Source organism: Ruegeria sp. HKCCSP346 (genome assembly GCF_017872595.1).
In the GTDB taxonomy this organism is placed as follows: domain Bacteria; phylum Pseudomonadota; class Alphaproteobacteria; order Rhodobacterales; family Rhodobacteraceae; genus Ruegeria.
The window spans coordinates 193646-212020 of sequence record NZ_JAEDOT010000005.1 but is presented as its reverse complement, the minus strand read 5'-3'; the positions used below and the strand labels follow the sequence as shown (position 1 = coordinate 212020).

The 18375-nt window shown below is 59.2% G+C and carries 16 protein-coding genes; 2 read left to right on the top strand and 14 right to left on the bottom strand.

The features are described 5' to 3' along the window. Positions 1 to 126: 126 nt before the first annotated feature. The gene (locus tag I9185_RS15360; protein ID WP_210093487.1) at positions 127 to 708 is read left to right on the top strand and encodes a peroxidase-related enzyme; all 582 of its coding nucleotides are present in this window, start codon (positions 127 to 129) and stop codon (positions 706 to 708) included. A 51-nt stretch (positions 709 to 759) separates the two neighbouring features. Here the strand turns inward: I9185_RS15360 and I9185_RS15355 are convergent, their stop codons facing one another. Next, the gene (locus tag I9185_RS15355) at positions 760 to 1692 is read right to left on the bottom strand and encodes a hydrogen peroxide-inducible genes activator (protein WP_210093486.1); all 933 of its coding nucleotides are present in this window, start codon (positions 1690 to 1692) and stop codon (positions 760 to 762) included. Between the two features lie 107 nt (positions 1693 to 1799). Between I9185_RS15355 and katG the strand changes: the two genes are divergently transcribed. Then, complete coding sequence (katG, locus tag I9185_RS15350) at positions 1800 to 3980, top strand: catalase/peroxidase HPI (RefSeq protein WP_210093485.1); 2181 nt, start codon at positions 1800 to 1802, stop codon at positions 3978 to 3980. Between the two features lie 88 nt (positions 3981 to 4068). Here katG and I9185_RS15345 read toward each other — a convergent pair whose 3' ends face one another. The 13 genes from I9185_RS15345 to I9185_RS15285 all read right to left on the bottom strand — a co-directional run bounded on the left by I9185_RS15345 (position 4069) and on the right by I9185_RS15285 (position 18362). After that, entirely contained in the window at positions 4069 to 5583 is a 1515-nt protein-coding gene (locus I9185_RS15345) for a malonyl-CoA synthase (protein ID WP_210093484.1), read from the bottom strand. 332 nt (positions 5584 to 5915) lie between these two features. Beyond that, positions 5916 to 7430: an aldehyde dehydrogenase (NADP(+)) gene (locus I9185_RS15340; RefSeq protein WP_210093483.1), complete on the bottom strand. Its 1515-nt coding sequence runs from the start codon at positions 7428 to 7430 to the stop codon at positions 5916 to 5918. A gap of 72 nt (positions 7431 to 7502) precedes the next feature. Then, the gene (locus tag I9185_RS15335) at positions 7503 to 8183 is read right to left on the bottom strand and encodes a GntR family transcriptional regulator (protein ID WP_171636564.1); all 681 of its coding nucleotides are present in this window, start codon (positions 8181 to 8183) and stop codon (positions 7503 to 7505) included. Between the two features lie 190 nt (positions 8184 to 8373). Continuing rightward, the gene (locus tag I9185_RS15330) at positions 8374 to 9399 is read right to left on the bottom strand and encodes a proline racemase family protein (protein ID WP_210093482.1); all 1026 of its coding nucleotides are present in this window, start codon (positions 9397 to 9399) and stop codon (positions 8374 to 8376) included. Positions 9400 to 9406: 7 nt separating this feature from the next. Continuing rightward, a complete protein-coding gene (locus I9185_RS15325; RefSeq protein WP_210093481.1) occupies positions 9407 to 10510 on the bottom strand; it encodes a cis-3-hydroxy-L-proline dehydratase in 1104 nt (367 codons plus the stop codon). 15 nt (positions 10511 to 10525) lie between these two features. Continuing rightward, on the bottom strand, positions 10526 to 11776 hold the full coding sequence (locus I9185_RS15320; RefSeq protein WP_210093480.1) for an FAD-binding oxidoreductase: 1251 nt from the start codon (positions 11774 to 11776) through the stop codon (positions 10526 to 10528). A 66-nt stretch (positions 11777 to 11842) separates the two neighbouring features. Then, positions 11843 to 12775, bottom strand: a complete 933-nt coding sequence (locus tag I9185_RS15315) for a proline racemase family protein (RefSeq protein WP_171724633.1) — start codon at positions 12773 to 12775, stop codon at positions 11843 to 11845. Beyond that, positions 12766 to 13725: a dihydrodipicolinate synthase family protein gene (locus I9185_RS15310; RefSeq protein ID WP_210093479.1), complete on the bottom strand. Its 960-nt coding sequence runs from the start codon at positions 13723 to 13725 to the stop codon at positions 12766 to 12768. Before I9185_RS15310 ends, I9185_RS15315 begins: the two co-directional genes overlap by 10 nt. 39 nt (positions 13726 to 13764) lie before the next feature. Beyond that, positions 13765 to 14487, bottom strand: coding sequence for an amino acid ABC transporter ATP-binding protein (locus I9185_RS15305; protein ID WP_171724632.1), 723 nt, complete (start codon positions 14485 to 14487; stop codon positions 13765 to 13767). Continuing rightward, positions 14484 to 15146, bottom strand: a complete 663-nt coding sequence (locus I9185_RS15300) for an amino acid ABC transporter permease (protein ID WP_210093478.1) — start codon at positions 15144 to 15146, stop codon at positions 14484 to 14486. The genes I9185_RS15305 and I9185_RS15300 overlap by 4 nt, the downstream gene beginning before the upstream one ends. A gap of 11 nt (positions 15147 to 15157) precedes the next feature. Continuing rightward, positions 15158 to 15820 (bottom strand): amino acid ABC transporter permease, encoded by a 663-nt coding sequence (locus tag I9185_RS15295; RefSeq protein WP_210093477.1) that lies wholly within the window; start codon positions 15818 to 15820, stop codon positions 15158 to 15160. 69 nt (positions 15821 to 15889) lie between these two features. After that, complete coding sequence (locus I9185_RS15290) at positions 15890 to 16690, bottom strand: transporter substrate-binding domain-containing protein (RefSeq protein ID WP_210093476.1); 801 nt, start codon at positions 16688 to 16690, stop codon at positions 15890 to 15892. Positions 16691 to 17126: 436 nt separating this feature from the next. Further along, complete coding sequence (locus I9185_RS15285) at positions 17127 to 18362, bottom strand: Tm-1-like ATP-binding domain-containing protein (protein ID WP_210093475.1); 1236 nt, start codon at positions 18360 to 18362, stop codon at positions 17127 to 17129. Positions 18363 to 18375: the final 13 nt, after the last annotated feature.

The window sequence follows — 18375 nt, the reverse complement described above, 5'->3', positions numbered from 1 at the left end:
GCGCTGATATTTTACATCTTTCACGTTTCTGTGATCCAGAAAAATTTCACCTTAAGAAAAAAATTAACTGACATGCCTGTGGGCTTTGTACATAAGCTGAGCCCGAACAGGACAGGAGACACAGCAATGAGCGCTTGGATCGAGATGATCTCGGACGACAAGGCCAACGGCCGCCTGAAAGAGCTGCTGGACAAGGCCCGCACCCCTCATGGCACCGTGGACACGGTTATGCGTGTGCATTCATTGCGGCCCGAAACGATGAACGGGCATGTGACGCTGTACCGTTCGGTCCTGCATTCCGATGACAACCGGTTGCCATTCTGGTTTCTCGAGGTTGTCGCCAGCTATACCTCGATCCTGAACGATTGCACCTATTCACTGACCCATCACTTCATGAACGTGCGCAACCTGCTGAAGGACCAGCCGCGCAGCGACCGGATTTTCGTCGCGCTCAAGGCGCATCGGCCCGAGGATGAATTCGAGGGCAAGGAACTGGCGCTGATGCGCTATGCCGCCAAGCTGACGACGGATGTTGGCAAAATGGTCAAGTCCGACTTCGAAGCGCTCAAGATTGCAGGCTGTGAGGATGGCGAGATCCTGGAGGTCAATCAGGTCTGCGCCTATTTCAACTATTCAAACCGGTTGCTGAACGGGTTGGGTGCAACGACCGAGAATGATGTGATCGGCTATTACAAAGGTGACGACTGACGGGTTACGCCGGGTCTGGCCTTCGTGCCGAGGAACATCGTTTCGGGCGGGTCAGCCTGTTATTTCAGGCTGTGGCGGTTTCACGCCCCACGTGTTTTCTTCCGCTGTTTTGCGGATGATCGCACCGATCTTCAACAAGTTTTCGCTGAGCGGGTTGGTCTTTCGCCAGATCAGACCAATCGTCCGTGTCGGCGGCGTGTCCTGAAACCGGGCAATGGACACATCCGCGGATCGGGTTTCCAGCCCGACCGCCATTTCCGGTATCAGGGTCACACCGATGCCGGCGCCGACCATCTGAACCAGTGTGGAAAGCGAACTGCCCTCCATGATGTGCTGCGGTTCGATGTTGCGGATCGAACAGAAGGACAGGGCCTGATCCCTGAAGCAATGCCCCTCTTCCAGCAACAGCAGGCGCATGGTTCTGAGCTGCGAGGAACTTGGCATCGGCAGGTTGGCATCCTGCGCCGGGCGAACCAGCAGAAAATCTTCGTTGAACAGCGAGAACTCTCGGAGGTTGGGTTCCGAGACGGGCAGGGCAACGACACCGAAATCCAGTTTCGAATCCAGAATTTCGCCGATCAACGTCTTGGTTATCGTTTCCTTGGGTTCGATGGTCAGTTGTGGGAAACGCTGCGACAGAGCTTTGATGATCGAGGGCAGCAGATAGGGCGCGACCGTGGGAATGACCCCGATTCTGATGCGGCCGGACAGGGCGCCCGAGGGAGATTGCACCAATTTCCCCAGATCCTCGACCCGGGTCAGGATTTCGCGGCCATGTTTCAGCACGTCTTCGCCAAGTGCTGTCAGGCGGGTTTGCCGGGCCGCGCGTTCGACCAGCGGCCCACCCATGATTGCCTCCAGCTCTTTGATTTGTATGGAAAGCGCGGGCTGCGATATTGCACTGGCCGCGGCGGCCTTGCCAAAGTGGCCGTGCGTGGCGAGCGCCTCGAAATAGCGCAGATGTTTGAGGGTGAGTGCCTTCATATGAAAAATTAATCACAACGATAGTAATTACAAATTTCCAATTATCGAAGCCGTGGGGTACGAGTCAAGATATCTGAACCCCTAGGTAAATACTCAGGAGATTTACAATGGACGGTACCCCCCACAATCATCAATCCGGCGGCTGCCCCGTCATGCATGGCGGCAATACTGGAACGGGCAATTCCGTCACCAAGTGGTGGCCGGATGCGCTGAACCTGGACATTCTGAGCCAGCACGACACGCGCACCAACCCGATGGATGCGGATTACAATCACCGAGAAGCGGTCAAGGGGCTGGACTTCAAGGCAGTTCGTGCCGATGTCGAGGCGTTGCTGACCGACAGCCAGGACTGGTGGCCGGCTGACTGGGGTCACTATGGCGGGCTGATGATCCGTCTGGCGTGGCACTCGGCCGGGTCTTACCGTCTGGGGGATGGTCGAGGTGGCGCCGGTTCGGGCAACATCCGGTTCGCGCCGCTGAATTCATGGCCGGACAATGCAAGCCTGGACAAAGCCCGCCGTCTGCTGTGGCCGGTGAAAAAGAAATACGGCAACGCGCTGTCCTGGGCCGATCTGATCGTTCTGTCGGGCACGGTGGCCTATGAATCCATGGGATTGAAGACCTTTGGTTTCGGTTTTGGTCGCGAAGACATCTGGGGCCCCGAGAAAGATGTTTACTGGGGTTCTGAAAACCAGTGGCTGGCCCCGTCCGAGAATCGCTATGGCGATCTGGAAACCCCCGGCACGCTGGAAAACCCTCTGGGTGCGGTGCATATGGGCCTGATCTACGTGAACCCCGAAGGCGTGAACGGCAATCCGGATCCGGCCAAAACCGCGCTGCATATCCGTGAAACCTTTGCGCGTATGGCGATGAATGACGAAGAGACCGCAGCATTGACCTGCGGGGGTCATACCGTCGGCAAAGCCCATGGTGCGATGCCCGGTGACAATATCGGCGCCGAGCCCGAAGCCTGCCCCGTGTCCAGCCAGGGTATGGGATGGGAAAACCCTGATCAGAACGGTAAAGCGGCCAATGCCTTTACCTCGGGGATCGAAGGGGCGTGGACGAAAGAGCCGTTGAAATTTGACATGGGCTATTTCGATTACCTGTTCGGTTACGAGTGGGAACTGGGAAAATCACCCGCAGGTGCCCATCAGTGGCAGCCCGTCGACATGCCCGAAGACGAAAAGCCGGTCGACCCGACCGACCCCACTGTTCGTCGCATGCCGATGATGACCGATGCGGATATGGCGATGAAGGTCGACCCGACCTACAACGCGATCTGTCAGAAATTCATGGCGGATCCGGACTATTTTGCCGATACATTTGCACGTGCCTGGTTCAAGTTGACTCACCGCGACATGGGTCCGCGCGTCAACTATTATGGCCCGGACGTGCCGTCAGAAGATCTGATCTGGCAGGACCCGATCCCGGCTGGTTCGACAGATTACGACATAGATGCCGTCAAGGCCAAGATCGCAGACAGCGGTCTGACCATCGCCGAGATGATCACCACCGCCTGGGACAGTGCCCGAACCTTCCGCGGTTCGGACAAGCGTGGCGGCGCAAATGGGGCGCGCATCCGACTGGCGCCGCAAAAGGACTGGGCGGGCAACGAACCCGAACGTCTGGCGAAAGTACTGGGTGTGCTGGAGCCGATCGCGGTGGAAACCGGCGCCTCGGTTGCCGACGTGATCGTTCTGGCGGGCAATGTCGGGCTTGAGCGGGCGATCAAGGCCGCAGGCTTTGACGTGGCGGTTCCGTTCTCGGCCGGTCGCGGCGACGCGTCGATCGAGCAGACCGATGTGGACAGCTTCTCGGTACTTGAGCCGCTGGCGGACGGGTTCTGCAACTGGCAGCTGAAGGAATACGCGGTCTCGCCAGAGGCGATGATGCTGGATCGCGCGCAACTGCTGGGTCTGACCGCGGCCGAGTTGACCGTTCTGGTCGGTGGTCTGCGTGTGCTGGGTGCCAACCATGGCGGATCGCCGCATGGCGTCTTCACCGACCGGTTGGGCCAACTGACAAACGACTTTTTCGTCAACCTGACGGATATGTCGCTGAGCTGGCATCCGGTTGACGGAGGCACCTTTGAACTGCGCGACCGCGCCTCGGGTGAGGTCAAGTTCACCGCAACCAGCGCAGATCTGGTCTTCGGTTCGAACTCGATCCTGCGCAGCTATGCTGAGGTCTACGCCCAAGACGACAACGCCGAGAAGTTCGTGCGCGACTTTGTGGCGGCATGGACCAAGATCATGAACAACGACCGGTTCGATCTGGTTGCCTGAATCATGTAGTAAATCAGGCGGGGACACCCTCGCCTGATTTTCTTTTCAGGGGGCTGCATCCGCTGATCCCCGCTTTGCCGAGACTCGCTCACACGGTCATGAAGAGATCTTTGTATCGGTCACGCAGAATGTTCTTTTGAACCTTGCCCATCGTGTTGCGGGGCAGTTCATCCAGAACGATCAGCTTGCGCGGATGCTTGAACCGGGCCAGACCTTCGCGGACCGCGCCCGTTATCGCCTCCGGATCAGGGGTCTGGCCGGGCTCTGCCACGATGACACCAACAACCGTTTCACCGAAATCGGGATGTGGCACGCCGATCACGGCGCTTTCCAGAACACCGGGTTGATCATCGAGAACCATCTCGATCTCTTTTGGGTAAATGTTGTAGCCGCCCGAAATGATCAGATCCTTGTTGCGACCGACGATATGGACGTACCCATCCTCGTCGATGCGGCCCAGATCACCGGTGATAAAAAAGCCGTTGTCGCGCAGTTCGGCAGCGGTTTTTTCGGGCATCTGCCAATACCCTTTGAAGACGTTGGGCCCGCGCACTTCAATTATGCCGATCTCGCCCGCAGGCAGGGTATTGCCGTCTGAATCACAGATCTTCAGTTCGACCCCGGGCAGCGGGTGCCCGACCGTTCCGGCGCGCCGCTCGCCGTCATATGGGTTTGACGTGTTCATGTTGGTTTCAGTCATGCCATAGCGTTCAAGGATGCGATGACCCGTTCGTTCTTCGAACTGCACATGGGTTTCCGCCCGCAGCGGTGCCGATCCGGAAACGAAAAGGCGCATATGGGTGGCCAGTTCCCTGGTAAAACGCGGGTCGTCCAACAGGCGCGTATAGAAGGTTGGGACGCCCATCATCGACGTGGCACTGGGCAATTTGTCGATGATCTGGTCCAGATCGAATTTCGGCAGCCAGATCATGCATCCACCTGCGGCCAGCATGATATTGGTCGCGACGAACAGCCCGTGCGTGTGAAAGATCGGCAGGGCATGCAGCAGCACATCCTGCGAGGTGAAGCGCCATTCCTTGACCAGTGTCCGTGCGTTCGACAGCAGATTGTTCTGGGTCAGCATGGCGCCCTTGGACCGGCCTGTGGTTCCCGACGTGTAAAGGAACGCTGCCAGATCCTCGCCATCGCGGGCGACGGTTTCGAAACGTGTCGGCATGGTCGCGGCCAAATCTGTCAGAGACCCGGTGCCATCCGCGTTCAGCGTCTCAACCCGGGCGCCCAGCTGCGCGCCGACAGGGGTGAGTTTTCCTTCTCTTTCGGTGTCGCAGATAATCAGCGAGGCCCCGCTGTTTTCGATGAAATAGGTCAATTCATCGACCGTGTAGGCGGTATTCAGCGGCAGGAACACCAGACCGGCCTGGGCGCAGGCAGCATAAAGCGCCAGCGCCTCGGGGGTTTTTTCAACCTGCGCCGCAACGCGGTCACCGGGATTCAGGCCCAGATGCGTGGCCACATGCGCAATCTGCGCCGCTTTGCCGAGGAAATCCTGGTGAGAGATCGTTGTCCCGTCCAGCAACTGCAAAAAAGGTGTGCCTTTGCCGGCGTGGATGCCGAACAGGCCTTCATACAGAGGGTTAGCCATCAGGTTTACCTTTCTTGAGATATGAAAAGAGAGGTGGATGCAGCGAGGAAATTGATCTCGAACGAGGCGATCATCTCATGGGTCGTGGCGAATTGGTCTTGGTACTGGGCAACACGGGTCATTTCATACAGGCAGTTCACCAAAGTGCCAACGGATGGGGCCGTGATTGCGTTGCCCTGAACAGAATGAACAAAAGCACTGTTACCCAAATGAAACTGTGCAATTGAATCCAGAGGCGTGTGCCTCATTCCCCTGAGGCTCGGCAGTTACACCTGCCGACACCCTGCTGCGCATCGTGCTTTCAGAGTATCGGCGCGTGTCGACTGATTTCCCTATGAGAAGTGTTCTGGCAGCAATGCATCCGGCAGATTCTGATAGCAGACAGGACGCAAGAAACGCCGGATCGACAATGTGCCCACGGATGTGGCTCCGAAATTGGTCGAAGCCGGGTAGGGGCCGCCATGGACCATGCTGTCACATACCTCGACCCCTGTGGGGAAGCCATTGGCCAACACGCGTCCGGCCTTGCGTTCAAGGATCGGCAGCAGGGATCGCGCCATGCCCATGTCGGCCTCGTCCATATGCAGGGTGCAGGTCAGCTGCCCGTGCAATCCGCGCGCGACGTCGTACATTTCGTCGGGTGTCTCGGCGGTCACGATGATGCCCAGCGGGCCGAACACCTCTTCCGGGAGGGACGTGTTGGCCAGCCAGGTTGCGGCGCTTGTTCGATAAAGGAAAGGGGTCGCATTGCGCTGATCGCATGTCGAAGCCAGAACCTCGTGAACGCCAGCGGTTTCAGCAACACGGGTCTGACCGTTGCGATAGGCTTTGGCGATGCCGTCGGTCAGCATGGTCTGCGCCGGAACTTCGGTCAATGCGGTCTGTGTGATCTCGGCGAAACGGTCCGTTGCTTCACCTGCCGGCATCACAACGACGCCCGGGTTGGTGCAGAACTGGCCAGCGCCCATCGTCAGCGAGCCGGCCCAGCCTTTGGCGATATCTTCACCCCGGTTTGCCAGTGCCGCGTCCAGAATGAACATGGGGTTTACCGATCCAAGCTCACCAAAAAACGGAATCGGTTCGGGGCGCGCGGCGCACAGGTCGAACAGGGCGCGACCGCCCGCAAGCGATCCGGTGAACCCGACCGCCTTGATCAGAGGGTGCTGCACCAAGGCTGAACCCACAGCCGGTCCGCCGTCCTGGATCAAGCTGAAAACGCCGGGATGAATGTTGCAACGGCGGATGGCCGCAAGGATGGCTTCGGCGATGATCTCGCCGGTGCCCGGATGGGCGCCGTGGCCTTTGACGACGACCGGGCAGCCGGCAGCCAGTGCGGCGGCCGTGTCCCCCCCGGCGGTGGAAAATGCCAGCGGGAAATTTGATGCGCCGAACACAGCGACCGGGCCGATCGGGCGCTGGATCATTTTCAGATCGGGCCGGGGCAGGGGTGCACGGTTCGGCAACGCGCTGTCGTGGCGCCGGTCCAGATAATCGCCGCTGAGGATATGCGTTGCGAACAGCCTCAGCTGCCCCGACGTGCGGCCCCGTTCACCTTGCAGCCGAGCCTCGGGCAGGCCGGTTTCCTGAGTGCCAATCTCGGTGATTTCATCGGCGCGCGCTTCGATCTCGTCGGCAATGGCGTTCAGAAAGACGGCGCGTTCTTCCCGAGTGGAACAGCCATAGCTCCAAAACGCCTCTTCCGCGGCCTGCGCAGCGGCGTCGACGTCTGAAATTCGACCTTTCGAAAAGTCATGCGATGGCCCATGTGCGGGTTGTGATGCAAAGAAATCGTCACCGGCAAGCCAGTTGCCGGCGATCAGATGTTTGCCATGCGGAGTAAAGGTCATTTGGGCCTCGTATTTCGGGATGTCCAGATTAATGGATAATGTATCCAAAATGACAGGACATGCAAGACCGCCCTAGGGTTCGTCTGTCCCGCGCTTCGAGGCGATCATTTCCAGAAGCTGTTCCTTGGTCCGGCGAATATGCTGCGCCAAGACCTCGCAGGCTTTGTCCACATTGCCTTCCCGGGCTAGCCGCAACAGATCACGATGTTCCTTTTTTGCGGGTTCGCGCTGTTTCATCACGCTCAGATGCATCCTGACATAGCGATCCGATTGCAGGTTGACGCGGTCCAGCAATTCGTTGGTCAGCTTCCGCTGTGACGCCGCATAAAGCGCCGAGTGATACTGATAGTTCAATATCCCCCACTTGCCGACGTCATTTTCATCATATGACGCTTCCATCTGCTTGAGGATTTCGTCGCAACGCGCAAATTCCCTTGGGCCCATATTCGGGATGGCCCGGCGGAACAGATCGACTTCGATCAGGATGCGAAGATCGAAAATTTCACCGATTTCGTCGAGGGAATGCTTGGTCACCGAGCCGCCGCGATTGTTGGCCCATTGCACCAGACCTTCGGCATTCAGGCGTTTCAGCGCCTCGCGGATCGGCATGCGAGAGACATCATATTCCTCGGCCAGTGCTTCCTGCCGGATCGTTTCACCCTCGGCGAGTTCGCCGCTCAGGATACGTTCACGCAGATCATTTGCGATGACGTCCGGTAGGCTTTGTTTCGTGATCGCGCGTTTTCCTGCCATTTCCAATATCCCGCCACGGTTTTTTGGATACAATTACCCGTAATCACCAACTTTTCCAAGCCGAACTTGGATTTCGACCCATGTTCGAATCCTGTCCGAGATTTGGAAAAAGCCTGAATCTGATGATGAAACCGTAACGAGGACGCGTATCTTCAGACTTCTCCGTTTTTGAAAAACGTGCCTGCTGACATCAAACACCCCAGGTGTCAGACAGGCGATATCCACCGGGCCATGGATCTGCGGGGTCCAACATGTGCTGATGAATTCCGGTGATCCAACCGCGACCGCTGATTTCAGGAGCGATCGCCGCGCGGCCACCGACCTGCGCAGTGTCAATGATCCGCCCGGTGAATCGTGATCCGATGATCGAGACAGCCTCGAAGGTCTGGCCGGGTTTCATCACCCCCTTGGCCGCCATCAGCGCCATGCGCGCGGACACTGCGGTGCCCGTCGGCGAACGGTCGACCTTACCCGGCTGGATTGCCACGGCGGACTTGCCGCTCAGACCGGTTTCCGTTTCATACAACGGGCCGCAAAAGGCGCAGAACGATATATGATCCCAGTCCGGGTTCTCGGGATGCGAGAATCCAAGCTGCTCATTGGCGGCGTTTGTGATCTTTACCCCCAGCCGGGCTATGTCGCGGGCCTCGTGGTCGACGATTGTGAACCCAAGCGCCTGCGCATCGACGACCACGAAACTGTCACCGCCATAGGCGGTGTCTACCGTGATCGTGCCCAGTCCGGATACCTCAAGCGGGACGGACAGCTTGTCGGCGAAGCTGGGCAGGTTCTGGACAAAGATGCGTTGTGCCTTGCCATCGCGGCATTCCGCACGTACCCGGACCAGCCCACCCGGTGCCTCGAGCACCATGTGGGTTTCCGGCTCGTGCATTGGAATGATCCCGCCATCCAGCAACACGGTTGAGACACAGATCGAGTTGGACCCCGACATGGGCGGCGTGTCTTCGGGTTCCATGATGATCCAGGCGGCGTCTGCCTCGGGGTGTTTTGGCGGAACCAGAAGGTTGACATGCCGGAACACACCGCCGCGTGGTTCGTTCAGAACAAAGTTGCGCAGGGTCTGGTCCCGCGCAATGAAGCTTCGCTGTTCCCAGAGAGTGTCGCCCGGCGGTGGGGCGACGCCCCCAACGATGACATCTCCAACCTCACCTTCGGCATGGGCCGAGATCACATGTACGGTTTTTCTGCTGCGCATGTTTACCTCAGCTATATTGCGCGACGGGGGCACCCAGCGCGTCGAAGATCGGTGTCACGCCCAGACCCGGACGATCTGCTGCGGTCATCCGGCCATTGACACGCTTTGGCGCGCCTTCGGCGATGTCCACGGTACCATAGGAATTGAAATCGGTGGCCGAGAACGTGAATTCGGACGGTGTCGACCGCGCCAGATGAGCGATGGCAGCGGTGGTGATATCGCCCCCCCAGGTGTCTTCGATGGTCATCGGGATACCATGCGCGACGCACAGATCGCGCATCAGCCTTGCTTTGCTCAAACCTCCTACCTTGGAGATTTTCAGGTTGATAACGTCCATGGCGTCTTCGGCTATGCCGCGGACCAATATGTTGGGCGTGTCGATGACCTCATCCATCACGAAGGGCAGCGCGGTGCGCCGGCGGATCGACACGCATTCCTCATAGGTCAAACAGGGTTGTTCCACATAGACATCCATGCCCGCGATGGCGCCTACGACACGCGCGGCCTCGTGCCGGGTCCAGCCAGTGTTGGCATCCGCCACCAGCAGGTCGGTCTTTTTCAGAACCGCGCGGGTGGCGTGAATGCGGTCGATGTCGTCATTGGCGTCGCCGCCCACTTTCAGTTGAAACTTCGTATAGCCTTCGGCCGCATAACCTTCGATCTTTTGCGCCATGATTTCCGGTGCTTCCTGGCTGATCGCGCGATACAGCACCACGTCCTGTTGCGCGTCGCCGCCCAACAGGGTGTAAAGGGGTTGCCCGGTCGCCTTGCCCAGCAGATCCCAGCAGGCAATATCAACAGGCGCCTTGGCATAAGGGTGGCCACGCAGGGCTGCATCCATGGTGCGATTGATCTGGCCGATATTCAGCGGATCCTGCCCGATCAGATGTGGCGACAATTCCGCCAGCCCGGCCCTGACGCCCAGGGCAAAGGACGGAAGATAAGCCGATCCCAGCGGGCAGCATTCGGCATACCCCTTGAGACCTTCATCCGTGATGATCTCGAGAACGGTGCTGTCGAAGACCTCTACATAGTTGCCATTGGACCAGCTGTAGCGGCCTTCCTTCAGCGGCAGATCCACCTGATATACGTTCAGTGCAGTGATTTTCATAAGGTGTTCTCCTGATCAGAAGCGTGTGGATGCGAAAGGCTTCATGTCGAGCGCGGGCTTTGTGTCCGTGACCAGATCCGCGACCAGTTCCGCCGTGCCTGCGGATTGCGTCAGACCCAGATGGCCATGTCCGAAGGCGTAAAATACCTGTGGCGCACGCGCCGAGCGGTCGATCAGCGGCAAACTGTCGGGCAGTGACGGCCGAAAGCCCATCCATTGCGTGCCGCCTTCCAAGTTCAGGCCAGGCATGAAGCGCCCGGCCTTTGCCAGAAGCGCGTCGGCGCGTTTGTAATTGGGTGGCAGTTCCAGCCCGCCCAACTCGACCGCGCCACCGATGCGCACGCCGCCGTTGATCCGCGTCACCACAAAGCCGTGGCCACCGAATGTTAGATGGGTGCGCAGATCAAAGGCCCCTTGGGGCAGGGTCGTGTTGTACCCTCGCTCGGTTTCCAGAGGGATGCGATCGCCCAGGGTTTTCGCCAAGTGATGAGACCACGCCCCGGCAGCCACGGTCACCTGTCTTGCATCAATTTCACCGATCGAAGTCGTCAGGCGAACGCCCGCATCCATGGGCGTGAGCGCGCTGATTGTCGCGATTTCGACCTGACCGCCACGGGCGGTGAACCGGGTGGCCAAATGTCTTGTCCAGCTGGCCGGATCGACCGTGTTCATCCAGGTGGGCGTAAAACCCGCATGGGTAAATCGTCGGTCAAGCCCGGGCTGGATTTCCTCAATCGCGTCGGGGCTGTCCAGCAGGTCAAAGGGGATGCCGTGATCCTTGCGCCTGTCCCATGTGGGCAGACTGGCGCGGAATTCACCTTCACCCTCGAACACCTGCAACTGGCCGTCGCGTTGCATCAGCGCTTGGCCGTCGACATCCGCGATCTGGCGTTCCAGCGCCGTGCGGCTGTGATCCATCAAAGCAGCCTGCGCAGACAAGGCCGCAGCATAGCGATCCTGCCAACTGGCCCGCCAGAACCGCAGCATCCACGGCGCGATGTTCAAAGCGTAGGAGGGTGGAATTGAAAGCGGACCCAGCGGATCAAACAGCCATTTCGGAGCCTTGCGCATGATCCCGGGGGTGGCCATTGGCACGATGTCGGTAAAGGCAAAGGCTCCGGCGTTGCCCTTTGACGCCCCGGCTGCAACGCCTTCGCGATCCAGCACCAGCACGCGCCGGCCGCGTTTTTGCAATTCAAGTGCGGTGCTGATGCCGATGATACCGGCACCGATCACAACGATATCCGTCGGGTTGTCTTGCAGCATGGCCAGATCTTCTCAAACTGTGGCTCGGTTCCGGGGGCTGGATTGCGCCAGTCCCCGATAATTTTGTCAAAGAAGGATCCCACCGCGAAACGGATCGTTCTGCGCGAAAATCAATGTGCCCTCGGCCATGATATGCGCCTGCCCGGTCAGGGTCGGAATGACGCCGCCGTTGGGACCGGGCTGATAGCTCAGCCGGTAAGAGCTGCCGATCACGCTTTCCTGCACGATCTCTTGCCCCGGAACCAGAACCCCATCCGCCGCCAGACAGGCCAGACGCGCCGAACTGCCGGTCCCGCACGGCGATCGGTCATATTGATCGTCCGGGCACAGGACGAAATTCCTGCTGTGAACGTCTTTGTCCGGGGATTTGTCCTGCAAGATCACGTGGTCCACTGGTTCCCCGTTCTCGCCACGCACGTTCTGGTCGATGCAGGCTTTGCGAATTGCAATGGTCAGATCGGTGAGGGCACGGATGTTGCCGGGCGTCACGTCCATCGGGCTGGGATCGACAATGAAGAACCAGTTGCCACCATAGGCCAGATCGCCGGTCACTTTTCCATGGCCTTCGACGTCAACCGACACCGAAGCCTTGACCCGGCGGCTTTCGATATTGGTGACGCGCACCGTATTGGCGTCCAACAGGTCAACCGAGATGACGCCGGCCGGCGTTTCGACCCTGTGCGTCCCAAGACCGATCCGGCCCAGATGGGCCAGAGTGACCCCAAGGCCGATGGTGCCATGACCGCACATGCCGAGAACGGCGTCGGCATCGAAATAGATCACGCCGGTTTCGCAGCCGGACGTTTCCGGGGCGACCAGAAGCGCCCCGACCATGCCGGGTTGACCGCGTGGTTCCAGAAGGACCGATTTGTAGAAAGCCTTGTGCTCGGTGGCCAGGCGTTGCGCGCGCTCGGCCAGCGGGCCCGACCCCAGATCGGGGCCGCCGTTCAGGATGACCCGCGTGGGCATGCCTCCGGTATGGCTGTCGATCACATGCATTCAGCGATGACCCCGCCCTGGCTGGACCAGTCGGCAAACCAGGTGCGGAACAGTTTGTATTGCTGTTCGCAATAGTTGCGCTGGGCATCCGTCAGCTCGTCGGTTTCGTTGAAGTGCAAGCGGTATTCCTCTTCACCGTTCAAGACCAGCAGGTGCTTGTAGTACAGCACCAGATCGGTGCCTTCGTCAAAGCTGGCCAGCACGCCAAAGGCTTCTTCAAGCTCGCGCGCGCGCAGGCGCGCTTCGGCGTGGCCCGCCGCCGCTTTCTGACACAGGGCGGCCAGCAGCAATGCTTCTTTGGGCAGGGCGGTGCCGATACCTGTAATCGAGCCCGTGGCGCCGCAGTTGACGAAGCCATGATAAACCTCGGTGTCCACGCCCACCATCAGCGTGACCTGATCATCTTTCGAGGTGATGTGTTCCGCGGCGTAGCGCAGGTCGCCTTTGCCTCCGAATTCCTTGAACCCGACAAGGTTCGGATGATCTGCACGCAATTCCAGGAACAAATCAGCGCGGGTGGCGAAGCCGTAGACGGGGCTGTTGTATATGATGGCCGGGATATCCGGCGCGGCTGACAGGATTGCCTTGAAGTGGTTGCGCTGTGCCGGGACGGACGATCCGCGCGACAGCACACGTGGGATGACCATAAGCCCTGCCGCGCCGACCTTTTGCGCATGTGCAGCTAGCGCCACGGCAGATTTCGAGTTTATCGCACCAGTGCCGACGACGACAGGAAGGCCGGCGTCGATCAGGCGTTCGACACCTTGCATACGTTCGGCATCCGACAGCAACGGCCAGTCGCCCATCGAACCGCAATACACCACGGCCGACATGCCGGCCTCGATCATTTCCTTGCCCTTTTTCACCAGGGCATCGAAATCCGGGGTCCGGTCGGCTTTGCACGGGGTCATCAGGGCTGGCATGGTGCCGGTGAAGATATTCTTGGACATGAAGGTGATCTTCCTCGTTGTTTCTGGGGGCCAGTGCACTCAGCGCACGTTGGCCAGGAATTTACGGGTGTGTTCGGATTGCGCAGCACCGAATATCTGCCTGGGCGGGCCGATCTCTTCCATCACGCCCTGATGGAAGAAAGCAACCCGGTCCGACACATCGCGTGCGAAACCCATCTCGTGCGTGACACAGATCATGGTCATCCCTTCTTCGGCCAAAAGGCGCATCGTGTCGAGAACCTCGCCCACCAGTTCGGGATCCAACGCTGACGTCGCCTCATCAAAAAGCATGTATTCCGGCTCCATCGCCAGCGCGCGGGCGATGGCCAGACGCTGTTGCTGGCCACCCGAAAGGGCAGATGGGTAGACGCCCAGCTTTTCGCCCAGGCCAACATGGGTCAGTTGGCGGGCGGCGATATCGCGGGCTTCTGATTTTGACAGTCCTTTGACGATCTTGGGGGCCAGCGCGACGTTTTCCAATGCGGTCAGGTGAGGAAAGCTGTTCCATTGCTGAAACACCATTCCCAGCTTTGTGCGCAGCTTGTTGATATCGGTGCCTTTGGCATGAACATCTGTGCCATCGACCCTGACCGAGCCTTGCTGGATCGGTTCCAGCCCGTTGATGCAATACAGCAGGGTCGATTTGCCGGAGCCCGATGCGCCGATCACCGACAGGACCTCTCCTTTCTGCACATCCAGATCGATGCCCTTCAGCACATGCAGCGCGCCGAAATACTTGTGCAGGTCGCGAATTTCGATCATTGGGCCCACCTTTTTTCAAGAGACGCGGAATAGCGCGAAATCGGATAGCTGAGCGCGAAATAGAACGCGCCCGCGATTGTCAGGATCAGGAAAGGTTCCTGCGTCCGGGTGATCAGGATCTGACTGGCCTTGAGCAGTTCGACATAGCCCAGCACCGAAACCAACGCGCTGTCCTTCATCACTCCCAGTGCGACACCGACCCAGGCCGGGAACACCGCGCGCCCGCCAATCGGGAAGACGACATAGCGCAGATCCTGCCAATAGGTCATGCCCAGACTGCGCGCGGCACGGCGCATCGGCGCGCCGACGGCCTCGATCCCGCCGCGTGCGACATTCGCAACCAAAGCGGCCGTGTAGATCGACAGGATCACCACGCCCGAGGCGAAGGGGTCCAGATTGAGCCCGACAATGGGCGCAAAGTTGTAGAACAGCACCAGTTGGATGATCAGCGGGACGGATCGGAAGACATCCAGAAACGGGGCCACTGTCAGGGCTGCGGCCAGCTTGCCCTCGTACAGGATCCACCCGCATACCACGCCAAGAAGCGTTCCGATGGATATCGACAGAACCGAAATCCAGAGTGTCCGCAGGGCAGCTTCGCCCAGGAACCACAGATCATTGATGGAGAAGCCGCTGAAAAAGCTGACAGTGGGTTGCATCTGTGCCTCCTTCAATAGCGGAAAAGCCGGGACGCCAGCAGGCGCGAGGCAAGAAGGATGATTTTGACGATCACGTAATAAATGACCGCGGTGACGGCGAAATATTCAAAGATGCGGAAGGTGCGCGAGGCAAAGAACTGCGTCTCGCCGGACAGCTCGCGGAAACCGACCAGCATGCCCAGCGAGGACATGAGCACGGCCCAGACCATCTGATTGGTGATCGGGTGATAGACGATGCGAAACACCTGCGGGATCACCACGCGTGTGTAAGCCTGCCACGCGGTCATGCCCAGGGAACGAGAGGCCCGCAACTGCGTCTCGGGGACGGCCTGAAAACCTCCGCGAAAGTTTTCGGCCAGATAGCCGGCGCAATTGAAGGTCAAACCCGCCAGAACGATGAAATATGGCGACAGGTGCAGGCCGAATGCGCCAAGCCCGAAGCCGAAAAAGAACAGCTGAAACAGGGCGGGCGTGTTTCGGGCCAGTTCGACCCAGGCCGAGGCGAACCAGAACAGCGGCCCCTTCAGGTACAGCCGCGTCAGCGCAAGACACAGGCCGATAAGGATGCCCAGGATCATCGCCAGAACCGCGACTTGCAAGGTCAGCAGCGATGCCTCAAGCAAGTCCGGCAGGCTTTTCATGACCGGCCGCCAGTGGAAGTTGTAATCGAACACAGGTTTTTTCCGAATTGACCGGCTCTTTCGCCCGGCCGAAACCCGACGAAAGAGCACTGGGGGGTGAAATCAGTACATCACGCCGGGGATGCGCAGCTCGGGTGCTTCGCCTCCGACATATTTGCCCCACAGTTCCTGGTACCGGCCCGAGCGCACCTGATGCGTGACAAACAGGTTCAGGAAATTCAGCCAGGTGACGTCCTGTCGTTTGCCCACCACCGAGGTGTAGTCAGTGGTCCAGGGCATACGGGGGCCGGCCAGCACGGTTTCATACTGCTGGGTGATCGGCAGAACGGCGGTGTTGGTGGTGATGCCGATATCGGCCTTGCCCTGCGCGACCGCCAGAAACACCTCGTTTTCCGACTGATAGCCCTGATAATTGCTTTCCTCACCCCATTCGGCGGCAATCTTCAGCCATTCCTGTTCCGGCACGGTGCCAATCGCGGCGGCGACGCGTTTGCCGCGGATGTCTTCTAAGGTTTCGATTCCGCTGTCCGCGTTTACGACGCCCTGCGCATAGTAGATTGCATAGGGAATGGTAAAGCCCACGGTCCGCGCCCGTTCAAGGCTGTCCGAGGTTGCGCCGAACACGACGTCGGCGCGCCCGGTCACGATGACCGGCAGGCGTTCGGCCCAGGTCAAAGGCAGGATTTCCGCCTCGACTTCAAGCGCCGCGGCCAGATCATTGCAGTAATCCACGTCAAAACCCGCCGGTTCGTTGTTGGCGTCGCGATACCCGATCGGCGGAAAGTCCAGAACAACGCCGCAGCGAAGAGTACCGCGATCCACGACATCGTCGAGCGTGTCCGCCATCGCAGGACCTGTTGTGAAAAAGGTGAAGGCCGCCAAAGCGACGAGTTTCTTGAGCATGTGATCCTCCCTGAATCAAAGATGCGATCACGAATAAAGGATATTGGATCCAACATCCATAAAAAAAATTCCACCGGCAACCGATACGGGCCCGTACCCGGCTAAAGCATGGATCAATTGTTCAAGAAACGCCCTTGGCTGATTGATCGTCTTGGGGGTGGCGGTAAGCCGATGATCCAATCGTTCAAAACGTTGTGGAGACGCTTTTTACGCAACATCCGCATGAAGAACCGGTCATTCTGATCCGGTCCGCGTGGCGCAGCTTGCACCGGGCCAGGATGGATGAAGACAACCCCAACACGTTCTGGAACCGTCCGCCAGAAGACTGGGTGCCCAAGGTTCACGGAACCGACATGCACAACCCGGACAGGTGCCACAATTCGCTGTCAGACAAAGCGCAGGGAGATTTTCCGTTTCCCGATGCTGCCAATGGCGTTCAGTCTGTTCGGATGACGCCGGTTTCCACCCACGTGTCAAATCGCGACAGAACAGCTTGACAGAAAGCCGCGTCGTTGATGTGAACATCCAGCTCGGTCATCGGCACCCGGCCGGGCATGACCTTGCGCGCCTCGTCCACCATTTCGGCCAGAGCCTCTGGATCATGCGCCTCTTCGCCTTGCCTGTCCCAGGCCTCGACACCCTGAACGGGCAAAAAGAAATGCACCGGCCCGGTTGCGGCTTCCAGCCGGTTGGCGAGTTCCCGAATCCAGGCGCGCCGTTCGGCGCCGTTGAAGACCGAGCTTTTGATCAGGCGGTTGTGTTCGTGGAACGGGCGATCGGCATATTGTTCGGGGATGTCCTGCCAACCCGCAAAATCCAATAGATCCAGCGCACCGGGTGCCACCATCTGGGGCGTCCCAACGCGCCCGGCATTTGTGACCCGGTCATCGCCGCTGGATACGACAGAGCCCGCCATCAGGTTGCCAAATTCCTGCATGCAGAAGTCCATCACGCAGGCAAACGCGCCTTCGCCCGCCAGTTTTTCATAGGCCATGCCGCCCATGCCGGTAGAGTGGAACACGGCCACTTCAAAGCCGCGGTCTTCTAGTGCCGGTTTCAGAATTTTCATGTAGCGCAGGCAGGACGAACCAAGGCTGGTCATCCCGATCAGAGGTTTGCTGCGATCGGGGGCGGTCGCCGCCTTGGCTGCGCCCACGACGGCCCCGGCAGCCTGGCTGAGCGACGATTTGCAGATCGAATTCATGCCATACAGGCCGCCGGCCCACAGGATCATCTGAACATCCGGCGCCAACCGGTGCGGAGGGATCAGAGGCGAGAAGCTGACCGTTGACACGATATATTTGGGAACCCCCATCGGCAAAGCCTGTGCACAATCAAGTGCAAGGTCTGTGCCCATGGTCCCGCCCGTGGCCAGCAACCCGTCAAATCGACCTTCTGAATAGGCCTGTGCAACAACTTTTGCGGCCCCTGCGGACATCACGCGAAAGGCTTTGTTCTCGTCTCCTTGCGCGATGACCTGTTCTATTGTCATGCCACCGGCAGCGGCAACGTCGTGTTTCGAGATATCCGTCGGTTCGGACGGATCACCCAGAACCGATACATCCATGGTCAGCACGTCAGCGCCCTGCGCTCTGACCGCCTTTTCGATGAACCGCATTTCGGGCTCTTTCGTATCATACGTACCAATCAGCAGGATTGTCTTTTCGGCCATCGGTGCCTCCTGT